Here is a 23,412-nt window from a genome sequence, read left to right as displayed (position 1 = left end):
GCGGCCCGGCCCTACGAGGCGAGGAAACGGATGCGACAGACAGTGCGGGACTTCAACGACCGCGCCCGGCAGGCGGACTTCACCGCCGTCGTCGACGACCACGGACGTCACGGCGCGCGCGACCTGCTGCGGCGCGCGAGCGAACTGGCCGGGGTCATGAGCCCGGACGGCACCACGGGCGGCACCGTCCTCCTCCAGGCCGACAACTCGTGGCGCACCCTCGCGGCGACCCTCGCCACCGGCCTGACCGGCGGCGTCCTGGCCCTGGTCAACCGGCACACGACCCGAACCGAGTTCACCGCCGCCATCGAGGACATCCGGCCGGACGTCCTGATCGCCGAACCCTCCGCGATCGAGGAGTGGGACGGCGGCTCGGCCCTGCCGGACGCGCCGCCGTCCGAGGCCCTCGACGGCTGGACGGTCCACGCGGGCCGTGGACCGCGCGATGTCTCGCGCTGGTCCGGCGGTTCCGTCATCGGCCTCACCTCCGGTTCCACAGGGCGCCCCAAGGGTGTCGTCCAGTCCGAGAGCGCCCTGCGCTACGCGTGCGCGTGCACCATCGACGTCAACGGCCTGCGCACCGGGGACGCGGTGGCCGCCGTCGTCCCGCTCTCCTCCACGGCCGCCTACTGCTTCGGGGTCTGTCTCTCCCTCATGCTGGGCGGGCCGCTCGTCCTGTCCGGCCGCTGGGACCGCGAGGAAGCACTCGCGCGCATGGCCGCCCACGACGTGCGCTGGACCATGTGCGTGCCGACCATGGCCCTCCAGATGGGTTCGGCCGCCGCCGGCTCCGGGGTCCTCGAAGGCGTCCGCTCGATCACCGTCGGCGGCGGGCCCATGGACCGCGGAGCCCTAGCCCGCGCCGAACGCTCCCTGGGCACCACGATTCTGCGTGTCTTCGGCATGTCCGAGTGCCTCGGGCACACCTCGCCCCGGCCCGACGACCCCGAGGAGATCCGCCTCGGCCGTGACGGACGGCCCTTCCCCGGCACCGACCTCAGGGCCGTCGCCGCCGACGGCACCGTCCTCGGACCCGGCGCCACCGGCCACGCCCAGGTCCGCGGCCCGTCCCTGTTCCTCGGCTACGCCCGCGACGGCAAGGTCGAGCCGCCGGCCCTCACCCCGGACGGCTACTTCCCCACCGGCGACCTGCTGGTCACCGGCGCGGACGGCACGGTCACCGTCATGGGCCGCGAGAAGGACGTCATCATCCGCGGCGGCCGCAACCTCGACATCACCGAGATCGAACGGGCCGTCGCAGCCCACCCCTCGGTCGCCCGCGTCTGCGTGACCCCCGTGCCGGACCCGATGCTGGGCGAACGTGCCGCCGTGCTCCTCGTCGTCGAGGACGGCAGCGGCGAGCTCGGCCTGGACGAGATCACAGCCCACCTCGCCCGCACCGGCCTGTCCCGGGCCAAGTGGCCCGAATTCGCTTTCACCGTGGATGAGTTGCCGCAGACGACAGTCGGCAAGCTCGACCGGTCCGGAGCCCGCAGACTCGCCCACGACCTGCACGCGCGGCTCGCCGCACCCCCCGAACAGCACCGGCAAGGAGATGCATGACCACCCCCACGACCCGCACCCCCCGTCTCGACCGCGGCCGTTGGGCGCAGCCCGGACCCGAGACCGTGGAGCCCGGTGTCCACCGCATCCCGCTGCCGCTGCCGGACGACGGGCTGCGGGCCGTCAACGTCTATGTGCTGGAGGGGCTCACGGAGGGCCTGGTCCTGGTCGACGGGGGATGGTCGATCCCCGAGTCCCGCACGGCCCTCGAGGACGCCCTGACCCGACTCGGTCACGACCTGGGCGAGATCAGCCATGTGCTGGTGACCCACATCCACCGCGACCACTACACCCAGGCCGTCGAACTGCGCAGGCTGCTGGGATCCCAGGTGTACCTCGGCGCGGGCGAGCGGTGCGGCCTGGAACTCCTCGGCGAGCTGCGGACGGACGAGCCGGTCGGCTCGCTGGGGACGCTGCGCCGGGCCGGGGCCCACGAACTGGCCGAGCGGGTCGCCGCGATGTACCACGGAGACTTCGACCCCACCGTCTGGGAAGCGCCCGACCGCTGGCTGCGGGAGGAGGAACTGCACTTCGGAGAGACCCGGTTGGCGGTCGTGCCGACGCCCGGTCACACCCAGGGGCATGTCGTCTACCTCGACCGGGCACGCGGACTGCTGTTCTCCGGGGACCACGTCCTGCCGCACATCACCCCGTCCATAGGGTTCGAACTCGGCGGCCCGGAACTGCCGTTGGGCGACTACCTGAACTCACTGCACCTGATGACCACGCTCGCCGACGCCCGGCTGCTGCCAGCGCACGGCCCGGTCGGTGCCAGTGTGCACGAACGGGTCGCAGAACTGCTGGCCCATCACGACGACCGCCTCTCCGAGACGCTGACCGCCCTCGGCGACCGGACCCGCACCGCGTACGACGTGGCGGGGGAACTGGGCTGGACCCGGCGCAGGGTGTCCTTCACGGACCTCGGCCCCTTCGACCGGATGCTCGCCGTCAACGAGACGGCGGCCCACCTGGACGTGCTGGTGGCCCGCGGAGGGGCCACCTGCACGCAGACCGACGGCGTCAATCGGTACACGGCGCGCTGACGGACACCCGGACCGAATTCGGTACGACCGCAGTCTCGGCGCGCGCACCTGGACCGAATTCGGTCCGACCGCCGTTTCAGGAGGGCAAGGCACCGAACCGAATTCGATACGGCCGTCCCGTCAGCCCGCGCACCTCGACCGAACTCGGCCCGGCCGCCTCAGCGTGCCGTCCAGCCTCCGTCGACGTAGAGCTCGGACCCCGTCATGAAGCTCGAGTCGTCGGAGGCGAGAAAGGCCACGGCGGCCGCCACCTCCTCGGGAGTGCCCAGCCGGCCGAGCGGTGTCCCCTCGACCATCGCGGTCAACCGGGGCGTGTCGCGCCACAGTTCGCGTGAGCGCGGGGTCTCGATGAAGCCGGGGTGCAGGGAGTTGACCCGTACGCCGCGCCGCGCCCAGTGCAGCGCCGCGTTCTTGGTCATCAGTCGTACGGCGCCCTTGGCCGCGTGGTACGAGAACTGGGCGCCGAAGCCGCCGACCGTACCGAAGATCGACGCGATGTTGACGACGGAGCCGCCGCCGCGGCGCTCGATGGACGGGCCGCCGTACTTCATGCCGAGCCATACACCGGTCTGGGTCACGCCCAGCACCTGCTCCCAGGACTGCATGGTCTCGCTCTCGACCGTGTGCATCGTGGCGATGCCGGCGTTGTTGACCAGCACGGACAACTCGCCCAGTGCCGCGGTCGCGGTGGCGAGGACCGACTGCCACGCCGACTCGTCGGAGACGTCGAGAGCAAGGCCCAGAGCACCGCCCCCGACCTCCTCGGCGAGCTTCTCGCAGCGTTCGGCGTCGAGGTCGGTCACCACGACCGCCGCGCCCTCGGCCGCGAGCCGCCGTACGACGGCGTCACCGATGCCTCCCGTGGCACCGGTCACCAGCGCGGTCCTCCCGGCCAGCCTGGATCCCATCGGGTTCTCCTCACTTGTCGATGGTCGTCAGTCCCGTACGCCGAGCCAGGCGAGGGCACCGCCGTCGATCACATACGACGATCCGGTGATGAACGCGGCCTCGTCGGAGGCCAGGAAGCACGCCAGCCCGGCGACTTCCTCCGGACGCCCGAGCCGCTCCACCAACTGGGGCGCGATCAGTTCGTGCTCCATGGCGTCCCGGTCCCCGGAGGCGGCGAAGAACCCCTGGGCGAGCGGCGTGTCGATGACACCGGGACAGAAGCAGTTGCAGCGCACCGGGGCCAGATCCACGGCGGTGACCTTGGTCAGATGGATGACACCGGCCTTGGTGACGCCGTAGGCGGGTGCGTTGGGGAAGCCGGTGAGACCGGAGACCGAGGCGGTGTTGACGATGGCGGGCCCGCGGCGGGAGCGGCGCAGATGGGGTGCGGCGAACTTGGTCGTCAGCCACACGGCCTTGAGGTTGACCTCGTAGACCGCGTCCCAGACCTCCTCGGCGAGTGTGTCGACACCGCGGTCCGGGTCCGCCGTGAACGAGGTCTCGACCGCTCCGGCGTTGTTGACCAGCACGTCGAGCCCGCCGAAGCGCTCCACCGCGCCGGTGACCATGTCGGCGATGCTGTCGCGTACGCGCAGGTCGCAGACGATCGCCTCGGCCCGGGCTCCGGCGTCGCGCACGTGGTCCGCGGTGTCGGCTGCGGTCTCCTCGTCGCGGTCCGCGACGGCGACCGCTGCCGCGCCCCGGCGGGCCATCTCCACGGCGATCGCCCGCCCGATGCCCCGTCCCGCGCCGGTGACGAGGACGGACTTGCCGTCCAGGGAACCCGTCATGAGATCACTCCCGGGTGTGCGCCATGTGCTCGCCTGAACTGAACTTGCTTCACTTTGCGGGAGTCTAGATTCACGAGGTCGAGGCGACAAGGCTCGGGGCGGAGTCCATGTCGTCCGCTCCGACCGGTGGACCTTGGGGCCACCGTCATCAGATCTGCACCCGTCTGCATGCCAACTTCACCTGGTTACTCGTGAGTCGGGCGGGGTGGCGTTGGATGCTGGAAGTCACGGAGCTGCCAGGCGGGTCGGCTCGGCACGGTTCCTCGGGCAGGGGAGGGGGTGCTCTTGGTGGTTCTCGGCACACGTGGTGGCGTGACGAGGGAAGGCGCGGTCGAGATCGCGCGCATGGGTGGGCTGTGGCGGGTGACACGGCCCTGGCATCCGGGACTGCGACCGTACTTACGCAGTTACGTCGGCTACTGGGAAGCGGTGACCACACCGTACGAGGCGCGACTGGTGCCGACCGGGCACGCGACCCTGTTGATCAGTCTCGCGGAACCGTTCTCGCAAGTGCGGCGGCTGGGCCTGCGGGACGGGGACACCGGGAGCATCGGCTCGCTGGTGGTGGGGCTGGAGGACCGGCCCGCGATCTGTACGCACCCCGGCGGCCAGGAGGCGGTCCGGGTGGAGTTCGCACCCTTGGGCGCGTACCGGCTGTTCGGCCTGCCGATGAGCGAGTTGACCAACCTGGCCGTGGGAACACGGGACGTTCTGGGGCCCGGGGCCGACGTGCTGGTGGAGCGGATGGCGGCCGCACCGGACTGGGCCACCAGATTCGACCTGCTCGACAAGGCCCTGCTCGCCCGGCTCGAGGACGGCCCGCGGCCCACGCCCGAGGTGGCACACGCCTGGCAACTGCTCTCCGGCAGCGCGGGGGTCATCCCGATCGCCCGTATCGCCGCCGAAGTCGGCTGGAGCCAGGGGTACTTGATCCGCCGGTTCACCCAGCAGATCGGACTCACACCCAAGGCGTCCGCCCGGGTACTGCGCTTCCGTCACGCGGTGGCGTTGCTCGGTCGCGGCACCGCGAGCCTGACCGAGATCTCCACGGCCTGCGGCTTCTACGACCAGGCCCACCTCAACCGCGAGTTCCGCGCCATCGCCGGAACCACGCCCGGACAGATGGTGGCCGCGCGCCGGGTGGAGGGGGCGATGGCGCTCTCGCGGAGTGCAAATTCGTCCAAGACCGCGACGGCGACCGGCGGATAACGTCCCGCTGGTACCAGCGAGGGCCGAGCGCGTCCCCGCCGGTACGCACGGGCCGGTCGGATGGCGCGGGGGACCGTCCGGCCGGCCTGGACCTCCACGGAGCTCGTCCGCCGCTCGCCGATCATGGAGACGATCTGCCGGACCTGGTCGGAGACGGTCACGTTGTTCGACCGGCGCGGCTTCCCGCAGGCGTCCTGCGGCAATCTCGACGAGGACGAGTGCATCCTGCACCCCGGCCCCGCGACCCTGCCCTCCCCGGCCGGCGGTTGAGGGCGTCCGCAGCCAACGCGCACACGGCCGGAGCCACTTCGCACACGGCCCGCACCCCTGGGCTCCCGGCCCGCGCCACCTCTGTCGGCTGAATGACGCCCGAAGCGTCCAGTCACCCCGTTCCTCGTGCATACCCATTGACGTTCCGTGATCCGTACACCTAGCCTCCGTCTTCATATGTAGACGATGTCTTTGTATGAGGACTGTGTTCAGCCGGGTGATTCGTTGAGCTGCTCCGGTGAACCCTCCTCACCGCACCGCCAGTTCAAAGGAGAGCTGACACATGCCGCTCGTCGTGGTCGGGATCAGCGTTCTCGTCCTGCTCTTTCTGATGACGAAGCTGAGACTGAACGGCTTCGCCGCCCTACTCCTGGTCGCCGTGGGTGTCGCGCTGGTACGGGGCATCGGCCTGGAGGAGATCCCGGACGTCCTCTCCGAGGGCATCGGGGACCAGATCGGCGACACCATGCTCACGATCGGTCTCGGCGCCATGGTGGGCCGGGTGATGGGGGACTCCGGCGCCGCCCAACGCATCGCCGGCAGGCTCCTCGACGTGTGCGGTCCGCGCTGGGTGCAGGTCGCCATGGTGCTGTCCGCCATGCTCATCGGCGTGACCATGTTCTACGAGGTCGCCTTCGTCATCATCGTGCCGGTCGCCTTCACCCTCGTCCGGGTCACCCGGGCCAACCTTCTGTGGGTGGGGCTGCCCATGTCGATCGCCCTGTCCACCATGCACAGCTTCCTGCCGCCCCATCCGGGCCCCACCGCCGTGGCCGCCACCTTCCACGCCTCCGTCGGACTGACCCTGTTCTACGGCCTGTTCATCGCCGTCCCGGTCGGCGCCTTCATCGCGCTGCTGTGGCCGCGACTGCCGTTCGTCCGGCGGATGAACCCCGAGATCCCCAAGGGTCTGGTCAGCGAACGGGTCTTCGAGGAGGAGGAGATGCCCGGCATGGGCTGGTCGCTGGCGGTGGCCCTGCTGCCCGTCGTGCTGATCGCCGGTGCCGCGGTGACCGACCTGGCCACCTCGGGAGACGGTGCCGGACTGCACTTCGTCGCGTTCATCGGTTCCGCGCCCATCGCCCTGCTGCTCACCCTGCTCGTCGCCGTCTGGGTGTTCGGACCGCGCATGGGGCGCAGCCTCGCGGAGGTCAGCGCCTCGTGCCGGGAGGCGGCCCAGGCCATGGCGATGATCCTGCTGGTCATCGGAGCCGGCGGCGCCTTCAAGAACGTCCTCGTGGAGGGCGGGATATCCGACTACATCAAGGACGTGACCGACGGCTGGTCGATCTCCCCGGTCGTCCTCGCCTGGCTGATCGCGGCCATTCTCCGTATCGCCCTCGGCTCCGCGACCGTCGCCGTCGTCACCGCCTCCGGCGTGGCACTGCCGCTCCTCGCGGGCGGCGGGGTCCACGCCGAGGCCATGGTGCTGGCGGTCTCCTGCGGGTCGATCGCCTTCTCGCACGTCAACGACCCCGGATTCTGGATGTTCAAGGAGTACTTCAACCTGTCCGTCATCGACGCGATCAAGGCACGCACCACCTATACGACGGTCCTCGCGATCCTGGGCCTCGGGGGTGTACTGGTCCTGGAACAGGTGCTGGACGCCCTCAAGGTCTGACCTCCCCCATGACTCACCGGAAGGACACCGCCCCGCAATGAGCCAACCCGTCGTCACGAAGTTCTCCGTCCATCCGGTGGCCGGCCGGGACTCCATGCTCCTCAACCTCTCCGGCGCCCACGCCCCGTACTTCACCCGGAATGTCGTCGTCCTGGAGGACTCCGAGGGGCGCACCGGCCTCGGCGAGGTGCCCGGCGGCGACGCCATCACGCGGACCCTGCGCGATGCCGAGCGGCTCGTCGTCGGCGCTCGCGTCGGCGACTACAAGCGCGTCCTGCGCACCGTCCACGACACCTTCGCCGACCGCGACTCGGGCGGCCGCGGCGCCCAGACCTTCGATCTCCGTACGACCGTGCACGCGGTCACCGCCGTCGAGTCGGCGCTTCTCGACCTGCTCGGACAGCACCTCGAGGTCTCGGTCGCCGCGTTGCTCGGCGACGGCCAACAGCGCGCCGCCGTAAGGGTCCTGGGCTACCTCTTCTACGTCGGCGACCCGGACCGCACCGACCTCCACTACGTCCGTGAGCCCGGCGCCGACGTCGAGTGGTACCGCATCCGGCGCGAGGAGGCACTGACCCCCGAGGCGATCGTCCGCCAGGCCGAGGCCACCTACGACCACTACGGCTTCCGCGACTTCAAGCTCAAGGGCGGGGTCCTGCCGGGCAGTGAGGAGGTGAAGGCGGTGCGCGCGCTCAAGGAGCGGTTCCCCGAGGCCCGGATCACCCTCGACCCGAACGGCGCCTGGTCCCTGCGCGAGGCGATCGAGCTGTGCCGCCCGCTCGTCGGCACGCTCGCCTACGCCGAGGATCCGTGCGGTGCGGAGGACGGCTGCTCCGGGCGGGAGATCCTCGCGGAGTTCCGCCGGGCCACCGGGCTGCCCACCGCGACCAACATGATCGCCACGGACTGGCGGCAGCTGACCCACGCCCTCGCCCTGCAGTCGGTGTCCATCCCGCTCGCCGACCCGCACTTCTGGACCATGCAGGGCTCGGTCCGGGTCGCCCAGCTGTGCCACGCCATGGGCCTGACCTGGGGTTGCCACTCCAACAACCACTTCGACATCTCCCTCGCGATGATGACCCACTGCGGTGCCGCCGCCCCGGGCGAGTACAACGCCCTCGACACCCACTGGATCTGGCAGGAGGGTCTCGAACGGCTCACCCTCGAACCCCCGCGGATCACCGGCGGCGAGGTCGCGGTCCCGCAGGCGCCGGGCCTCGGGATCCGGCTGGACCCCGACCGGCTCCGGGCCGCAGAGGAGCTGCACGAGGAGGTGGCCTCGGCGGGCCGTGACGATGCCGCGGGGATGCAGTACTTGGTCAAGGACTGGACCTTCGACGCCAAGCGTCCCTGTCTCGTGCGCTGAACCGGGACGGGCACCGCGCGGGTTTCACCGGGCTCCGGAGTCGCGCGGGTTTCACCGGGCGCCGGAGTCGTTGACATGACCAAGACACCTCATTAGCATCCGGGAAACCTCGGAAAGCGCTTTCCAGTTCATGCCTCGACCTCCCCCCACGGGATCCACCCCCACTTGGATCCACCCCCCACAAGAGGACCCCCACATGAACCCACGAAAGGCCGCGGTCGGCACCGCGCTGGCCGCCGTACTCCTGGCGGCCGGCCCCGGCATCGCCCAGGCCGCCCCGCCCCCGGCTGCCGCCCCACGGGAACAGGTCGCGGCGGCCACCATCACCTGGACCCTCGAACGGGCCGGCAACCCCACCGCGGACCAGCAGGCGGCGTACACGCTGATCACCTCGGCGATGAACGCCGCCGTGGCCCGCTACAACAACCTCAGCGATCTGGGGAAGTCCATCACCGTCCGCTACGACACGAGCGTGCCCACCGCGGACGGCAACCTCAACGGCACCATCCGCTTCGGCGCCAACCGTAGCTACATGACCGAGCGGACCGCTCTGCACGAGATCGCCCACACCATCGGCGTGGGCACGAGCTCGGGCTGGACCTCCCTCGGCGGCAGCGGCACCTGGACCGGTGCACAAGCAACCGCGCTCGTCCGGCAGTTCGACGGTTCCTCGGCGAAGTTGTCCACCGGCGGAGGGCACTTCTGGCCCTACGGCCTCAACTACGAGAACGAGTTCTCCGGCACGGCGGCCGACCGCCATGTGCGGATCGTCGCCGCGATGGTGCGTGACGGTCTGTGAGCTGAGGGGTCGGTGTCAGGGGGCGAAAACCGTCCCCTGACACGGTGTTCGGTGCGCAGGGCCCTTCCCCGCGGGGAACGGCCCTGTCGTCCGGCACGTCAACCGCGCGCTCCGGAGGCTCCCTTGGGCGCCCACGCCACGCCCGACCTTTCCCGGCCCGGTCCGCTCTCCCGCCGCGGATTCCTCCAGGCCGCCGGTGTCACCGCCACGGCCGTCGCGACCGCCCGGTTCGCCCGCCCCCTCTTCCGCGGTCACCCTCACCCTGACCGCCGCCCCGGCGGTTCGGCGACGCTCTTCCCGGCCGGCGACCGGCTCGTCGCCGAGGTGCAACACGTGCGCTGGTCGATTCCGCGCACCGGCCGTCTCACCCGGCGGCCGCCTCGCACATCTGCCGACCACGGCCGCGCCCAGCGCCTCGCGCACCCTCATGTCCTCCCTCGCGGAACGGCTCGAGGCGAGCAGGCGGCTGCGGAGTGAGGGGTGCTGCGACCCGGGGACCGCGCTGTGAGAGAGGCGGAGCGAGACGGGGCTGACGCCTGGCCGCCCACGGGGCACTGGACCTGACTTGTCCGATTCCTGTGCTGCGCGCACTCTGGGTCTGTGAGGCACCTCACCGCGCGAATTGAGCAAGAATGGCCAACTTTGATCAAGGGAATGGTCACAGCGGGTGGTCAGCCGAGGTCGCGACGGTCACCCTCAGCCTGGACGGCGTGATCACCGGGTGGAGCGAGGGCGCTCGACGACTGCTGGGTCACCGCGCCCCGGAGGTCGTGGGACGCGCCGCGACCGATCTGCTCCTCGGTGACGGAGCTCCCGAGGCGACCGGACTCTCCCTCACCGGCTCCCAGGAATGGAGGGGCACGGCGGCACTGCGGCACCGGGACGGCCACCGCGTCGAAGCGACCCTGCACGCCCAGCCGTCGCTGGGCGGCGACGGCACGGCCCGGTCCTTCGTCGTGGCCCTCTCCCCGGGACCCGACCCGACCATGGTGCAGTGGGCCTTCGACCAGTCCTCCCTCGCGCTCTCGACCCACGCCACGGCGTCCGGTGCGTGGCGGCGGAACGCGGTCGCGCGGGGCGGAGGGGAGCACGCCCCCGGGCCCGGCGGCGAGCGGCGGGCCCCGGCTTTCGCCGAGGAAGGGTTCCTCCGGTGTGTGCGCCGGGTCGCCGACGAGGGGTCCCCGCTGCGCTACGAGTGTCCGGCCCCGGAGCCGACGTGCGCCCCCGGCGACACGGCCGCCCCCCTCACCTCCGCCCACCACCGTGCCTGGGTCATCGAGCTGTGGCCCGTCCGCGATCCCGGCACCGGTGAGGTCGTCGGGGTGGGCACCGCCGCGTTCGACAACAGCGATCAGCACACGGCCCGGCAGCGGCTCGCCCTGCTGCAGGAGGCCGGCGCCCGCGTCGGGACCACCCTGAACGTCACCCGCACCGCCCAGGAGCTCGCCGACCTCGCCGTGCCACGCCTCGCCGACTTCGTCAGCGTGGACCTCCTCGACTCCGTGCTGCGCGGGGACGAACCCGTGCCGGGTCCGGTCGACGCGGCCGTGGTGCTGCGCAGGGTCGCCCACCAGTCCGCCGGCGAGGGGGAGGACGTGCCCGAGGCCGCCATCGACCTCGGCGGCGTGGACACCTACCCGCCGTTCTCCCCGCCCGCCCGCTGCCTGGCCGACGGCAAGCCGGTGCTCAGCGGCGCGGACGACCCCGACTTCGCCGCCTGGATCGCCGGGCACGAGACCCGCACTGCGCGCGTGGTGGAGTTCGGGATCCACTCCGTCATGGCCACCCCCCTGCGGGCCCGGGGCATCACCCTCGGCGTCGCGGTCTTCAGCCGTGTCACCGGCTCCCCTCCCTTCCAACCGGACGACCTGATCCTCGCCGAGGAACTCGCGGGCCGGGCCGCCGTCGGCGTCGACAACGCCCGGCGCTACACCCGTGAGCGCACCAACGCCCTCACCCTCCAGCGCAGCCTCCTGCCCCGGGACCTGCCCAGACAGGCGGCCGTCGAGGTGGCGTACCGCTATCTGCCCGCCGGGACCGGCGCCGGTGTGGGCGGCGACTGGTTCGACGTCGTGCCCCTGTCCGGCACCCGCGTGGGCCTGGTCGTCGGCGACGTGGTCGGCCACGGCATCCACGCCTCCGCCACCATGGGCCGGCTCCGCACGGCAGTGCGCACCCTCGCCGACGTGGACCTGCCTCCGGACGAACTCCTCACCCACCTCGACGACCTGGTCATGCACCTGGCCACGGACAAGGAGGACACCGACCCGGACGAGCCGTACGTGGTCAGCGGCGAGATCGGCGCGACCTGCCTCTACGCCGTCTACGACCCGGTGTCCCGCGTGTGCAGCTTCGCCAGCGCCGGCCACGTCCCGCCCGTCGTGCTGCTCCCCGACGGCACGGCCCGCGTGGTCGAACTGACTCCGGGCCCCCTGCTCGGCGTGGGCGGGCTGCCCTTCGAGTGCACCGAGCTGGAACTGCCAGAGGGCAGCCTGCTGGCCTTCTGCACCGACGGCCTGGTCGAGGCGCGCGACCGAGACGTCGGCGCGGGCCTCGAACGGCTCTGCGGGGCCCTGGCCGGGTCCGTCAGCTCGCTGGAAGCCACCTGTGACGCCGTTCTGAAGGCCCTGCTGCCCACGAGCCCCTCCGACGACGTGGCCCTGCTCCTGGCCCGCACCCGCGCCCTGCACGCCGACCAGGTCGCCGCCTGGTCCCTGCCCTCCGACCCGGCGGTCGTGGCCGACGCCCGGGCCCAGGCCACCCGCCAGCTCACCGCGTGGGGACTGGAGGAGGCGGCCTTCGTCACCGAGCTGGTGGTGAGCGAGTTGGTCACCAACGCCATCCGCTACGGCGCCGTACCGATCGGCCTGCGGCTCATCCGCGACCGGACCCTCATCTGCGAGGTCTCCGACGCCAGCAACACCGCCCCGCATCTGCGCCGGGCCCGCACCTACGACGAAGGCGGGCGCGGGCTGCACATGGTCGCCCAGCTCACCCAGGGCTGGGGCACCCGCCAGGGCCCGCAGGGCAAGACCATCTGGGCCGAGCAATCCCTTCCGGCCGGCTGACCATGACAGCGCGCACCGGCAGCGACGACTCCGGCGGCGGTACCCGCACGCTGGGGCTCCTCTACCCGCCCGCGGGCCGCCGGGGCGACTACACCACCATGCAGCTCGCCTTCGTCGGAGGGGTGGCCGAGGCCGCCGCCGAGCACGGCTACGACCTGCTGCTCGCGCCCGCGGGCGGTCACGAGGACCCCTCGTTCGCGAGGATGATCGACCACCGGCGGGTGGACGGCGTGATCGTCATGGAGATCCGGCGGGAGGACGACCGGGTGGAGCAACTGGCCGAGGCGGGATTCCCCTTCGTGGCCATCGGCCGCAACCACCGGGCCGAGGTGGCCGGCTGGGTCGACCTGGACTTCGCCGGTCTGGCCGGCGGCTGCGTCCAGCATCTCGCCGACCTCGGCCACCGCAGGATCGCCTTCGTCAACCGGTCCGAACGGCTCTTCGACAGCGGTTACGGCTTCGCCCGGCTCGGCGACGAGGGCTACACCGAGGCCATGAAGAAGCTGCTGCTCACCCCGCACGCCTACCTCTGCGGCGACGACCTCGCCTCGGGGGAGGGGGTCGTGGAGCGCATCCTCGACGACGATCCGGCCACGACCTCGCTGGTCACCCAGAACGAGGCGGCCCTGGAAGGCGTCTACCGCGGACTCACCCGGCACGGCCGCAGCGTGCCCCGCGACTTCTCCGTCGTCGGCGTCGCGGCGAGCCCGTGGGCCGAACAGGTGAACCCGCCCCTGACCGCCGCCGAGATACCCGCCAAGGAGATGAGCCGGGTCGCCGTCGACCTGATGATGAGGCGGCTGCGCTCACCCGACTCACCGCCCCGGCACGTCCTGCTGAAACCCCTGATCACCCTGCGCGGGAGCACCGGACCCTGCCGGCCGGTGCCGGGCTCGGAACCCGAGTCGGATCTTCCCGACTTCCCCGACATAGACCTAGATTTCTGATACGTCGGTCTCTGTGCCCGATCATCGAACCTCTGGGAGCAGACCATGTCGTACTCCGTCGACCGCCGTGGCTTCCTGCGAGTCTCCGGCGCAGCGGCGGCCACCGCCGCCCTCGGCCTGGCCTCCTGCAGCTCGGACACGTCCGGCCCGGTGACCCTGAGCTGGTGGGACTACTTCACCCTGGACAACTTCCAGCCCGGAATGAACCGTCTGATCAAGGACATCGAGGCCGGTGTCCCGGACGTGCGGATCGAGCGGCGCACCTTCCCGTTCGCCGAGCTGGAACGGCAGATCACCCTGGGTGCGATCTCCGGGGACCTGCCCGACCTCGCCATCGTCGACAACGTCTCCATGAACACCCTCGGCGGCAGCCGGCTGCTCGCCGACCTCACCGCCAGAGTCGACGCATGGGGCCAGGCCGACGCGTACTACAAGGGACCGTGGTCCGGCTGCCAGGTCGGCGGAAAGACCCTCGGCATCCCCAACAACAGCAACTGCCTCGCCCTCTACTGCAACACCCGCATGCTCGAGGCCGCCGGTGTCGAACCCCCCACCACCTGGGACGAACTGGCCGCGACCGCGCAGAAGCTGACCAGCGGCGACCGCTACGGCCTGGCCCTGAGCGCGATCAGGACCGAGGAGGGCGTCTTCCAGTTCCTGCCGTTCCTCTGGCAGGCGGGCGGCGACCTGGACTCCTTCAGCACCTACGGCGCCACCGCGCTCGCCTTCCTCGACGAACTGATCGCCAAGGGCTCCCTGTCCGAGCAGTGCGTGGGCTGGACCCAGCAGGACGTCAACACCCGCTTCCTCAACCAGCGCGCCGCGATGCAGATCAACGGCCCCTGGCAGATCCCCACCCTGAAGAAGGCCGACTTCGACTGGAACGTCGTCCCGCTGCCCCGCGACAAGGAGGCCGCCACCTGCCTGGGCGGCGAGAACTGGGTCGTCATGGCGGGCAGCAAGCATGTGGACAAGGCGTGGGAGGTCCTGGAGTACACCCAGCGCCCCTCGGTCCTGGTGCCGTACCTGGTGTCCTTCGGCGAGCTGCCCGCCCGCAAGGACCTCGCCGACCGAGGCAGCTGGGCCTCCGACCCGGCCCTGCGGCTCTTCCTCAGCCAACTGCCCCTCGCCCGGCCGCGCCAGTACGGCGCCCACTACGCCGAAGCCTCGCAGGCCGTCGCGGAGGCGCAGCAGGCCGTGCTCACCGGATCGGCGTCCCCCTCCGCAGCGGCCAGGACCGCGGCCAAGAAGATCGACAAAGCCCTGGGCGAGCAATGAGACAGCCCTCCGCGCGCCGCCGCCGCGCCGGCTGCCTCTTCTGCCTGCCGGGCATGGCCTTCCTCGCCCTCTTCCTGGCCTACCCCCTCCTCTACAACGTGTGGACGTCCGTCCACGACGTCGACCTGGGCCAACTCCTCGGCGGGGCCGAACGGTTCACCGGACTCGACAACTACCGGACCGTGGCCGACGATCCCGCCTTCTGGCACTCCGTGCGCCTCTCCCTGGTCTTCACCCTGAGCTCACTGCTGCTCCAGTTCACCATCGGCTTCGCCCTGGCCCTGCTCTTCGCCCGCCCCTTCCCCTTCAACGGACTGCTGCGCTCCCTGCTGCTGACCGCCTGGCTGCTGCCCCCGGTGGTCAGCGGCACCCTCTTCCGCTGGATGCTGGACGCGGAGTCCGGCGCCTACAACGCCCTGCTGGAGCCGGTCGGCCTGTCCCACGACTGGCTCACCGACCCGTCCACCTCCCTGGCGGGGGTGGTCTTCGCCAACGTCTGGATCGGCGTGCCCTTCAACATGCTGCTGCTCCTGGTAGGACTGCACACCATCGACCCACAGCTGCACGAGGCGGCCGCCATCGACGGAGCGAGCGCCTGGCAGCGCTTCCGCCACATCACCCTCCCCCTGATGCGTCCCGTCTCCGTGACCGTCCTCCTCCTCGGACTCCTCTACACCTTCAAGGTCTTCGACCTCGTCTTCGTGATGACCGGCGGCGGCCCCGTCGACGCCACCCGCGTGCTCTCCCTCTACGTCTACGAGGTCTTCTTCACGTCCTTCCGGTTCGGCGAGGGCGCGGCGGCGGCCCTGCTGCTGCTCGTCGTACCCCTGCTGGCGGGGGTCCTGTACGTACGACGGCTGCGCCGCGAGGACGAGGCGCCCACCGGAGGTGCCGTATGAGACCACCGCGTCACCCCTGGCTGCTGACCGTGATCGCCACGGCGATCACCGCTGTCTTCCTGCTGCCGGTGTACTGGATGGTGAAGACCGGCCTCACCCGCCCCGACCGCGTCCAGACGCCGGACCCGCAGTGGGTGCCCAGCCCCGTGACCGGCGAGAACTACTCGACGGCACTCGGCTACGAGGGTCTGACCCGAGCCCTGCTCAACAGTCTCGTCATCTCCTGCGGGGTGGTCGCACTCACCCTGCTGCTCGGCGTCCCGCTCGCCTACGCGCTCGCCCGGATCCGGATGCGCGGCTCGGGCGCGATGGTGCTCGCGCTCCTCGTCGCACAGCTTCCGCCCGCCATCGTGCTCGCGGCCCCGCTGTTCATCCTCGAACGCCGGGCCGGTCTCACCGACACCTACCTGGGCTTGATCGCCGCCGACACCACGCTCACCCTGCCCTTCACGGTGATCGTGCTGCGTCCCGTGCTGCGCGCGGTCTCCCCGGAACTGGAGGAGGCGGCCCTCGTCGACGGCTGTGGACTGCCCGGGGTGCTGCTGCGGGTCGTGCTGCCGCTCATGGTGCCCGGGGTGGTCGCGGCGGCCGGACTGTCCTTCCTGATCGGCTGGGGGGAGTTCCTGTTCGGGCTCACGCTCGCCGACGGGCCCGACGTGCAGCCCGTCACCGTCCTGCTGAACGCCTTCATCGGGCAGCACGGGGCGTCCTGGGGCGCCCTGATGGCCACCGCCACCCTCATCAGCATCCCGGTGGTCTGCGTCTTCGCCGTCTTCCAGCGCTTCATCGTCGGCGGGCTCACCGCGGGCAGCGTGCGGGGGTGAACGGCATGCACCCCCGTGACCGCACACCCTGGGTGGCACCGCCCCCGCGCCTGGTCCCCGTCGGACTGGATCCCCTGGCCGACGCCGTCGTCGCCTGCGCCGACAAGAACGGCGCGACCCTCGACGTCCGTACGGCGGCCGGACGTACCGGCACGCTCCGTCTGCGCCCCGCGACGGGCAACTCCCTGCGCATCACGCTGCGGCTGGACGGCGTCCCCACCACACCCCGGGTCCGCGTCGTCACCCCACCCGAGGGCACCCGCTGTCTGATCGAACAGTCCCCGGACACCCTCACCCTGCACCTCGACACCCTGCGCCTCGACATCCGACTCTCACCTCCGGTGCTGGAGTTGACGGACCCTCACCTGAGACAGGCGACCGACGTCAGCGACCCCGGCGACCGCACGACCGTCCTGCCCCTCGGCGTCACCGAACTCGCCGACGGCCGACTCGCCCACCACGACAGCTGGTTCGCCGAGCCCGACGAGCACTTCTACGGCCTCGGTGAACGCTTCACCGGCCCGGACCTGCGCGGACAGCATGTGGACTGCTGGGTCGAGGACGCCCAGGGCTCGACCGGCACCCGCTCCTACAAGGCGGTGCCGTTCCTGCTCTCCAGCCGGGGTTACGCCGTCCTCGTGGACACCACCACGGCGGTTTCCTTCGACCTCGCGCACCACAACACCGGCGCCTGGTCGCTGACCGTCCCCGACGAGGAGCTCGACTACTACCTGATCACCGGCACCCCCGCCGAGTGCCTGCGCACCTACCGCGACCTGACCGGTCCCGCCCTGTTGCCCCCCGACTGGGCCTTCGGCACCTGGATCTCCGGCGGCTTCCGCCGGGACAGCGCGGACGAGGTACGCGCGCGAGCCCGCCGTATCCGCGAACTCGGCTTCCCCTGCGACGTGTTGCACATCGACACCTACTGGCAGCGGCCCGGCTGCTGGTCGGACATGGAGTGGGACCCCGAGGCGTTCCCGGACCCCCGCGGGCTGATGACCGACCTGGCCGGACAGGGCTTCCACGTCTCGCTCTGGATGAACCCGTACATCAGCGTCGACAGCCCCCGCTTCGCCGAGCTCGACAGCAAGGGCTGGTTCCTGCGCACCGCTTCGGGCGGCACCTGGATCGGACAGGTCTGGGGCGGCGCGCATCCGGACTCGGCCGTCCTCGACCTGACCCGTCCCGCCGCCGCCGACTGGCTCCGGGACCGTGTCCGCCGGGTGCTGGACACCGGGGTCTCGGTCCTGAAGACCGACTTCGGCGAGGCGGTGCCCGTGGCGGCGGTGGCGTACGACGGCATGACCGGCGACCGGCTGCACAACCTCTACCCCCTCCTCTACAACGACCTGGTCGCCGAGGTCACCCGGGAGGTCGCGGGCCACGGCCTGACCTGGGGCCGCTCCACCTGGACCGGCGGCCAGCGGCACGGCGCCAAGTGGACGGGCGACCCCGACACCGGCTGGCCGGACCTCGCCTCGACCCTGCGCGCCGGCCTCTCGCTGTCCCTGTCCGGTCACCCCTTCTGGAGCCACGACATCGGCGGCTTCCACGGCACACCGGACCCCGAACTCTTCGTCCGCTGGGCCCAGTTCGGCCTCCTGTCACCGCTCAGCCGGTTCCACGGCACGACTTCCCGGCTGCCGTGGGACTTCGGCGAGGAGGCGTACCGGGCCGTCCTGCACGCGGCCCGACTGCGCACCGCCCTGCTGCCCTACGTCCACCGGGCCGCCGCCGACGCGGTCCGCACCGGTGAGCCGCTCGCCCGCCCCATGGCCCTGGACCACCCCGGCCGCCCGGACGCCCACGCGGCCGACCTGCAGTACCTGCTGGGCCCGGACCTGCTGGTCGCCCCGCTGTACGCGCCCGGAGGACGACGGCAGGTGTGGTTCCCGCCGGGCAAGTGGCTGCCGTACACGGGCACCGCGGGGCCGGTCGGCGGTCCGGCTTGGCGGCCCGTCCGCCTTCCGCTCGCCACCGCACCCCTGTGGGTGCGGGGCGGAGCGCACGTTCTGTGAGCGGGGGGTCGCACACCGCCCTCGTGGTGCGCGCCGACTGTCCGGGGCGCTGACGAGGTGGGACGCTGGGACGGAAGAGGCATCCGCCGAGGGCACTCGGGAGGGCCCGATGGGACGTGACGTGCCGGCCCTGGTGTTCACGCGGGAGGACCGCCGACGGTACCGGGACAAGATGCACACCTGCCTCGACGTCCTCGCGCAGATGCTGCGCGAGTCCGGCTTCGAGAGCGAGCGGCCGCAGGTCGGGCTGGAGATCGAGCTGAACCTGGTGGGGGCGGACGGGGTCCCGGCGATGCGGAACACCGAGGTCCTCCAGGCGATCGCCGATCCCGCCTGGTCGACCGAGCTGGGCCGCTTCAATCTGGAGATCAACATTCCGCCCCGCCGTCTGCTGTCGGGCGGCCCGGGCTCCTGGGAGCAGGAGATCCGGGACGCCCTCAACCACGCCGAGGAACGCGCCGCCGCGGTCGGGGCGCATCTGATCATGGTGGGCATTCTGCCGACCCTGGGCGAAACGGACGTCGGCGAGACGGCGCTGTCCGGCGATCCGCGCTACCGGCTGCTCAACGAGCAGATCTTCGCGGCGCGCGGCGAGGACCTGCGGATCAGGGTGGACGGCGTGGAACGCCTCGCGATGTACGCCGACGCGATCACCCCCGAGGCCGCCTGCACCAGCACGCAGTTCCATCTCCAGGTCGCTCCCAAGGAGTTCGCGGACTACTGGAACGCGGCACAGGCGGTCGCGGGCGTGCAGACCGCCCTCGCCGCCAACTCCCCCTTCCTCTTCGGCAGGGAGCTGTGGCGCGAGACCCGGATCCCCCTCTTCGAGCAGGCCACCGACACCCGTCCCCAGGAGATCAAGGCACAGGGCGTACGGCCCCGGGTGTGGTTCGGGGAGCGGTGGATCACCAGCGTCTTCGACCTCTTCGAGGAGAACGTGCGCTACTTCCCCGCGCTCCTGCCGATCTGCGACGAGGAGGACCCGCAGGAGGCCCTGGACGGCGGCGGGGTCCCGGAGCTCGGCGAACTCACCCTGCACAACGGCACGATCTACCGCTGGAACCGTCCGATCTACGCCGTCACCGACAGCGGTCCGCACCTGCGCATCGAGAACCGGGTGCTGCCCGCCGGGCCCACGGTGGCCGACACCATCGCCAACGGCGCCTTCTACTACGGCCTGACCCGCGCCCTGGTCGACGACGACCGGCCGGTGTGGACGCGGATGTCCTTCTCGGTCGCCGAGGAGAACCTGCACACCGCCGCCCGTGACGGCATCGACGCCCGCCTGTACTGGCCGGGAGTGGGCGAGGTGCCGGTCACGGAACTGGTGCTGCGGCGGCTGCTGCCCCTCGCCCACCGGGGCCTGGAGCTGGCCGGCATGGACACGGAATGGCGTGAGCCGCTGCTCGGTGTCATCGAGCAGCGCTGCGTCACCGCCCGCAACGGCGCCGTGTGGCAGGTGGAGGCGGTCCACCAGCTGGAGAAGGCCGGCTGCGACCGCCAGGAGGCGCTGCGGCGGATGACGCTGATGTACAAGGACTACATGCACCTCAACGCACCCGCGCACACCTGGCCCGTGGACTGATCAGCGCCACTTCTCCGGCGGGGTCAGCGGCACCGGAAGAGGCCGTTCGACCGACGTCGACAGCTCGATGCGCCGTCCCTCGGCCGAGGACTGGAGCAGCGCGGTCATCGTCTCCAGTACGTGCAGGGCGAGTTCGCCGCTCGCGCGCGCCGCCCGCCGCCCGTCCGCGGTGACGAAGTCGACCAGTCCCACACCCCGGGCGGCGCCGACGTAGCCCGCGGACGGCGGGAGCGTGCGCCACCGCGTGTCGCCGCCGAGTTCGAGGAGCCGTACCTCGCCGTCGAAGTGGTTCGGGTCCGGGACCGTGAGGGTGCCGCTCTCGCCGTGCACCTCGATCGGCGCGGCCGTGGTGGCGACGCCGTCGAAGCTCGTCGTGATCGTCGTCAGGGCCCCGCCCTCGTGTTCGAGGACCCCGGAGACATGGCTGTCCACCTCGACCGGGATCCGTTCGCCCGCGCGCGGGCCGGACCCGATGACGCGCTCGGTGCGGAGCCGGCTGGACGCCCCGATCACGGCGCGCACGGGCCCCAGCAGATGCACCAGGGAGGACAGGTAGTACGGCCCCATGTCCAGCAGGGGGCCGCCGCCGGCCTTGTAGTAGAAGTCCGGTTGGGGATGCCACCGTTCGTGGCCCGGGGTGACCATGGCGGCCGACGCGAACAGCGGGCGGCCGACGGCCCCGGCCTCCACCGCCGCCCGTGCCGTCTGGACGCCGGTGCCGAGGACGGTGTCCGGCGCGCACCCCACACCCACCCCCGCCTTCGCCGCGGCCTCCAGGACGGCGCGGGCGTCGGTGAGTTCGGCGGCCAGCGGTTTCTCGCCGTACACGTGCTTGCCGTGGGCGATGGCACCCAGGGCGATCTCGGCGTGCGCCGCGGGCACGGTGAGGTTCAGCACCGTGTCCACGTCCGGGCTGCTCAGCAGTTCCTCGACGGACAGCGCCTGTACGCCGGGCAGTTCGGCGGCGACCGCGGCCGACCGGGAGGCGTCCAGGTCGGCGACCGCGGTGACCCGCACGGGGGAGTGGCCGACGAGCGTGTCCAGGTAGGCGCGGGAGATGACGCCGAGCCCTACGACGCCGATGCGGTGCGCGTCGCCCACAGCATGCCCCTCTCGATGACGGTGCGGACGTTCGGGTTCTCCAGTACGTCGAGGCTGTGCCCCGGGGTCGTCACCACGACGCGCCCGGCGCCCCACCGACGGGTCCAGACCGCCGGCGAGGTGACGGGCCGGTGCCAGGGCTGCCACGGCCGGGCGGGGTGGGTGGTGGTGGCGAGGACGTCGATCAGGTCGTCGTGCAGCACCCAGTACTGCTCGGTGTGCAGTTCGAATGCGTCGAGACCGGCGGTGACGGGGTGTTCGCGGCCGAGATCCGTGACGGCGACGGTGTGCGTCAGGAAGTTGTCCTCCTCGCCCCCCTCGCGCTCGCACGGTTCCTTGCCCGGGTGGGTCGCGAACTGGCCGCCCACCAGGTGGAGATAGTCGGAGGAGGCACGGAACGAGTCGGCGATTCCGCCGTGCCAGCCGGTGAGACCGGTACCGGCCACGACGGCCGCGCTCAGTCCCGACACCTGCTCGGCGGTGATCTCCGACATGGTCACGCACTGCACGACGAGGTCGGTGGCGGCCATCGCGTCGGTGTCCGCGTAGACGGCGGTCGACTCCTCGATCCGGACGTCGTAGCCGTTGCTCTCCAGAAAAGGCAGGAACTGCTCGGTGGCCTTGACCGGCTGGTGTCCCTCCCAGCCGCCGCGGACCACCAGGGCTTTCTTCCGTGTCATCTTGTTCCTTCGTGAGGCAGGAAAAGGCTCCTGGGGGAGTTCCCCCGGTCGGGCCGGAGGAAATCCACGTTCCGTGCGTCGGAATTCCGACAACTTTCGATATTGGTATGGACCTGTCAATAGTGAGCGGCTAGGCTCTGCCGCGCCACACCACTGAGAGCGCTCTCAGAGAACTCTGCTGTTCCACCCCCACCCCGTTGGAACGACGAAGGGCAATCTCCATGAGACGCACCGGAATCATGCGCGCGGGCCTGGCCGTACTGCTCCTGCTCGGTCTCGGAGCGACCGCGGGCACCGCCCCCGCCGCCGCGGACGAGAAGCAGCCCGCCTCGGCCGGACTCCTGACGGCGATGCAGCGGGACCTCGGCCTCACCAAGGCCGAAGCCACCGCGAGGCTCGCCGCCGAACGGCGGGCCACGGCCCTGGAGCCCAAGGTCCGCCGGATGGCGGGCAGTTCGTACGGCGGATCCTGGTTCGACGCCGGCAAGGGCACGCTGACCGTCGCCGTCACCCCCCACACCTCCACCAATGCCCTCCGCGAGATACGCGCCACCGGCGCCACGGTCCGTACCGTCGCCCACAGCGCCCGCGAACTCTCCGCCACCCAGGCCCGGCTCGACAGGCTCCCCGCACCGGACGCCGTCAGCAGCTGGCACGCCGACCCGAAGGCCGGCGCGGTGGTGGTGAACATCGTCGCGGGCCGACAGGGTGACAACGATGTCCGGGAGTTCGTCGCCCGCGCCCGCAAGGCAGGACCCGTCACCGTGCGGGAGGTGGCCTCGGCGCCGACCACCTTCGCCGCCGGAACCGTCGGAGGCGACCCCTACTACACCGGCAACGTCCGCTGCTCCATCGGCTTCTCGGTCTACGGCGGCTTCGTCACCGCCGGCCACTGCGACCAGCACACCGGCAGCGTCTACGGCTGGGACCGCAGCTACGTCGGCAACTTCCAGGGCTCGTCCTTCCCGGACAACGACTACGCCTGGGTCAACGTGGGCAGCGGCTGGTGGACCGTGCCGGTCGTGCTCGGCTGGGGCACCGTCTCCGACCAGCTCGTGCGCGGCTCGAACGTGGCGCCCGTCGGCTCCTCGATCTGCCGCTCCGGCTCGACCACCCACTGGCACTGCGGCACGGTCCTCGCGATGAACGAGACCGTCAACTACAGCCAGGGCGCGGTGCACCAGATGACCAAGACCAGTGTCTGCGCCGAACCCGGCGACTCCGGCGGCTCGTTCATCAGCGGCGACCAGGCCCAGGGCGTCACCTCCGGGGGCTGGGGCAACTGCTCCGGCGGCGGCGAGACCTGGTTCCAGCCCGTCAACGAGATCCTCAACCGGTACGGACTGACCCTGCACACCGCCTGAGCGACCGGGTGGGCCCGGCTCTCGGGTCGGGCCCA

The 23,412-nt window shown here is 71.4% G+C and carries 20 protein-coding genes; 16 read left to right on the top strand and 4 right to left on the bottom strand.

Annotated features, from left to right (window positions below):
• The first annotated feature begins 30 nt into the window (after nt 1–30).
• Together IOD14_RS27120 and IOD14_RS27115 are read left to right on the top strand one after the other, a co-directional pair.
• Nucleotides 31–1,563, top strand: coding sequence for a class I adenylate-forming enzyme family protein (locus tag IOD14_RS27120; RefSeq protein WP_123987428.1), 1,533 nt, complete (start codon nt 31–33; stop codon nt 1,561–1,563).
• Nucleotides 1,560–2,606, top strand: coding sequence for an MBL fold metallo-hydrolase (locus tag IOD14_RS27115; protein ID WP_212671786.1), 1,047 nt, complete (start codon nt 1,560–1,562; stop codon nt 2,604–2,606). Before IOD14_RS27120 ends, IOD14_RS27115 begins: the two co-directional genes overlap by 4 nt.
• Before the next feature lie 158 nt (nt 2,607–2,764).
• Here IOD14_RS27115 and IOD14_RS27110 read toward each other — a convergent pair whose 3' ends face one another.
• The gene (locus IOD14_RS27110; protein ID WP_123987426.1) at nt 2,765–3,514 is read right to left on the bottom strand and encodes a glucose 1-dehydrogenase; all 750 of its coding nucleotides are present in this window, start codon (nt 3,512–3,514) and stop codon (nt 2,765–2,767) included.
• A 27-nt stretch (nt 3,515–3,541) separates the two neighbouring features.
• Nucleotides 3,542–4,345 (bottom strand): SDR family NAD(P)-dependent oxidoreductase, encoded by an 804-nt coding sequence (locus IOD14_RS27105; RefSeq protein ID WP_212671785.1) that lies wholly within the window; start codon nt 4,343–4,345, stop codon nt 3,542–3,544.
• Between the two features lie 345 nt (nt 4,346–4,690).
• Between IOD14_RS27105 and IOD14_RS27100 the strand changes: the two genes are divergently transcribed.
• The 13 genes from IOD14_RS27100 (at nt 4,691) to IOD14_RS27040 (ending at nt 20,232) form a co-directional block, all read left to right on the top strand.
• The gene (locus IOD14_RS27100; protein ID WP_123992506.1) at nt 4,691–5,554 is read left to right on the top strand and encodes an AraC family transcriptional regulator; all 864 of its coding nucleotides are present in this window, start codon (nt 4,691–4,693) and stop codon (nt 5,552–5,554) included.
• A gap of 60 nt (nt 5,555–5,614) precedes the next feature.
• Nucleotides 5,615–5,824 carry a hypothetical protein gene (locus IOD14_RS27095; RefSeq protein WP_123987424.1) on the top strand — a complete coding sequence of 70 codons (210 nt, stop codon included), beginning with the start codon at nt 5,615–5,617 and terminating at the stop codon, nt 5,822–5,824.
• Between the two features lie 283 nt (nt 5,825–6,107).
• A complete protein-coding gene (locus IOD14_RS27090) occupies nt 6,108–7,445 on the top strand; it encodes a gluconate:H+ symporter (protein WP_212671784.1) in 1,338 nt (445 codons plus the stop codon).
• Between the two features lie 37 nt (nt 7,446–7,482).
• Nucleotides 7,483–8,811 (top strand): enolase C-terminal domain-like protein, encoded by a 1,329-nt coding sequence (locus IOD14_RS27085; RefSeq protein ID WP_212671783.1) that lies wholly within the window; start codon nt 7,483–7,485, stop codon nt 8,809–8,811.
• Nucleotides 8,812–9,007: 196 nt separating this feature from the next.
• Nucleotides 9,008–9,610, top strand: a complete 603-nt coding sequence (locus IOD14_RS27080; RefSeq protein WP_212671782.1) for a hypothetical protein — start codon at nt 9,008–9,010, stop codon at nt 9,608–9,610.
• 12 nt (nt 9,611–9,622) lie between these two features.
• Nucleotides 9,623–10,087 (top strand): twin-arginine translocation signal domain-containing protein, encoded by a 465-nt coding sequence (locus IOD14_RS27075; RefSeq protein WP_349252440.1) that lies wholly within the window; start codon nt 9,623–9,625, stop codon nt 10,085–10,087.
• A gap of 155 nt (nt 10,088–10,242) precedes the next feature.
• Nucleotides 10,243–12,678, top strand: a complete 2,436-nt coding sequence (locus IOD14_RS27070) for a SpoIIE family protein phosphatase (RefSeq protein WP_123987419.1) — start codon at nt 10,243–10,245, stop codon at nt 12,676–12,678.
• A gap of 2 nt (nt 12,679–12,680) precedes the next feature.
• Nucleotides 12,681–13,625, top strand: a complete 945-nt coding sequence (locus IOD14_RS27065; RefSeq protein ID WP_212671780.1) for a substrate-binding domain-containing protein — start codon at nt 12,681–12,683, stop codon at nt 13,623–13,625.
• Nucleotides 13,626–13,670: 45 nt separating this feature from the next.
• Entirely contained in the window at nt 13,671–14,903 is a 1,233-nt protein-coding gene (locus tag IOD14_RS27060) for a sugar ABC transporter substrate-binding protein (protein ID WP_212671779.1), read from the top strand.
• On the top strand, nt 14,900–15,802 hold the full coding sequence (locus IOD14_RS27055; RefSeq protein ID WP_123987416.1) for a sugar ABC transporter permease: 903 nt from the start codon (nt 14,900–14,902) through the stop codon (nt 15,800–15,802). The genes IOD14_RS27060 and IOD14_RS27055 overlap by 4 nt, the downstream gene beginning before the upstream one ends.
• Nucleotides 15,799–16,626, top strand: coding sequence for a carbohydrate ABC transporter permease (locus IOD14_RS27050; protein ID WP_123987415.1), 828 nt, complete (start codon nt 15,799–15,801; stop codon nt 16,624–16,626). Before IOD14_RS27055 ends, IOD14_RS27050 begins: the two co-directional genes overlap by 4 nt.
• Nucleotides 16,627–16,631: 5 nt before the next feature.
• On the top strand, nt 16,632–18,647 hold the full coding sequence (locus IOD14_RS27045; protein WP_212671778.1) for a TIM-barrel domain-containing protein: 2,016 nt from the start codon (nt 16,632–16,634) through the stop codon (nt 18,645–18,647).
• Between the two features lie 109 nt (nt 18,648–18,756).
• The gene (locus tag IOD14_RS27040) at nt 18,757–20,232 is read left to right on the top strand and encodes a glutamate-cysteine ligase family protein (protein ID WP_212671777.1); all 1,476 of its coding nucleotides are present in this window, start codon (nt 18,757–18,759) and stop codon (nt 20,230–20,232) included.
• Here the strand turns inward: IOD14_RS27040 and IOD14_RS27035 are convergent, their stop codons facing one another.
• Together IOD14_RS27035 and IOD14_RS27030 are read right to left on the bottom strand one after the other, a co-directional pair.
• Nucleotides 20,233–21,333, bottom strand: coding sequence for a Gfo/Idh/MocA family oxidoreductase (locus IOD14_RS27035; RefSeq protein WP_212671776.1), 1,101 nt, complete (start codon nt 21,331–21,333; stop codon nt 20,233–20,235). It abuts the gene before it with no gap.
• Nucleotides 21,303–22,013 carry a ThuA domain-containing protein gene (locus IOD14_RS27030; protein WP_123987411.1) on the bottom strand — a complete coding sequence of 237 codons (711 nt, stop codon included), beginning with the start codon at nt 22,011–22,013 and terminating at the stop codon, nt 21,303–21,305. The genes IOD14_RS27035 and IOD14_RS27030 overlap by 31 nt, the downstream gene beginning before the upstream one ends.
• Before the next feature lie 221 nt (nt 22,014–22,234).
• Between IOD14_RS27030 and IOD14_RS27025 the strand changes: the two genes are divergently transcribed.
• The gene (locus IOD14_RS27025; protein WP_123987410.1) at nt 22,235–23,377 is read left to right on the top strand and encodes a S1 family peptidase; all 1,143 of its coding nucleotides are present in this window, start codon (nt 22,235–22,237) and stop codon (nt 23,375–23,377) included.
• The last annotated feature ends 35 nt before the right edge of the window (nt 23,378–23,412 follow it).

This window comes from Streptomyces sp. A2-16, from assembly GCF_018128905.1.
In the GTDB taxonomy this organism is placed as follows: Bacteria; Actinomycetota; Actinomycetes; order Streptomycetales; family Streptomycetaceae; genus Streptomyces.
The sequence above is the reverse complement of the archived record's forward strand: the minus strand, read 5'-3'. Positions and strand labels throughout refer to the sequence as shown.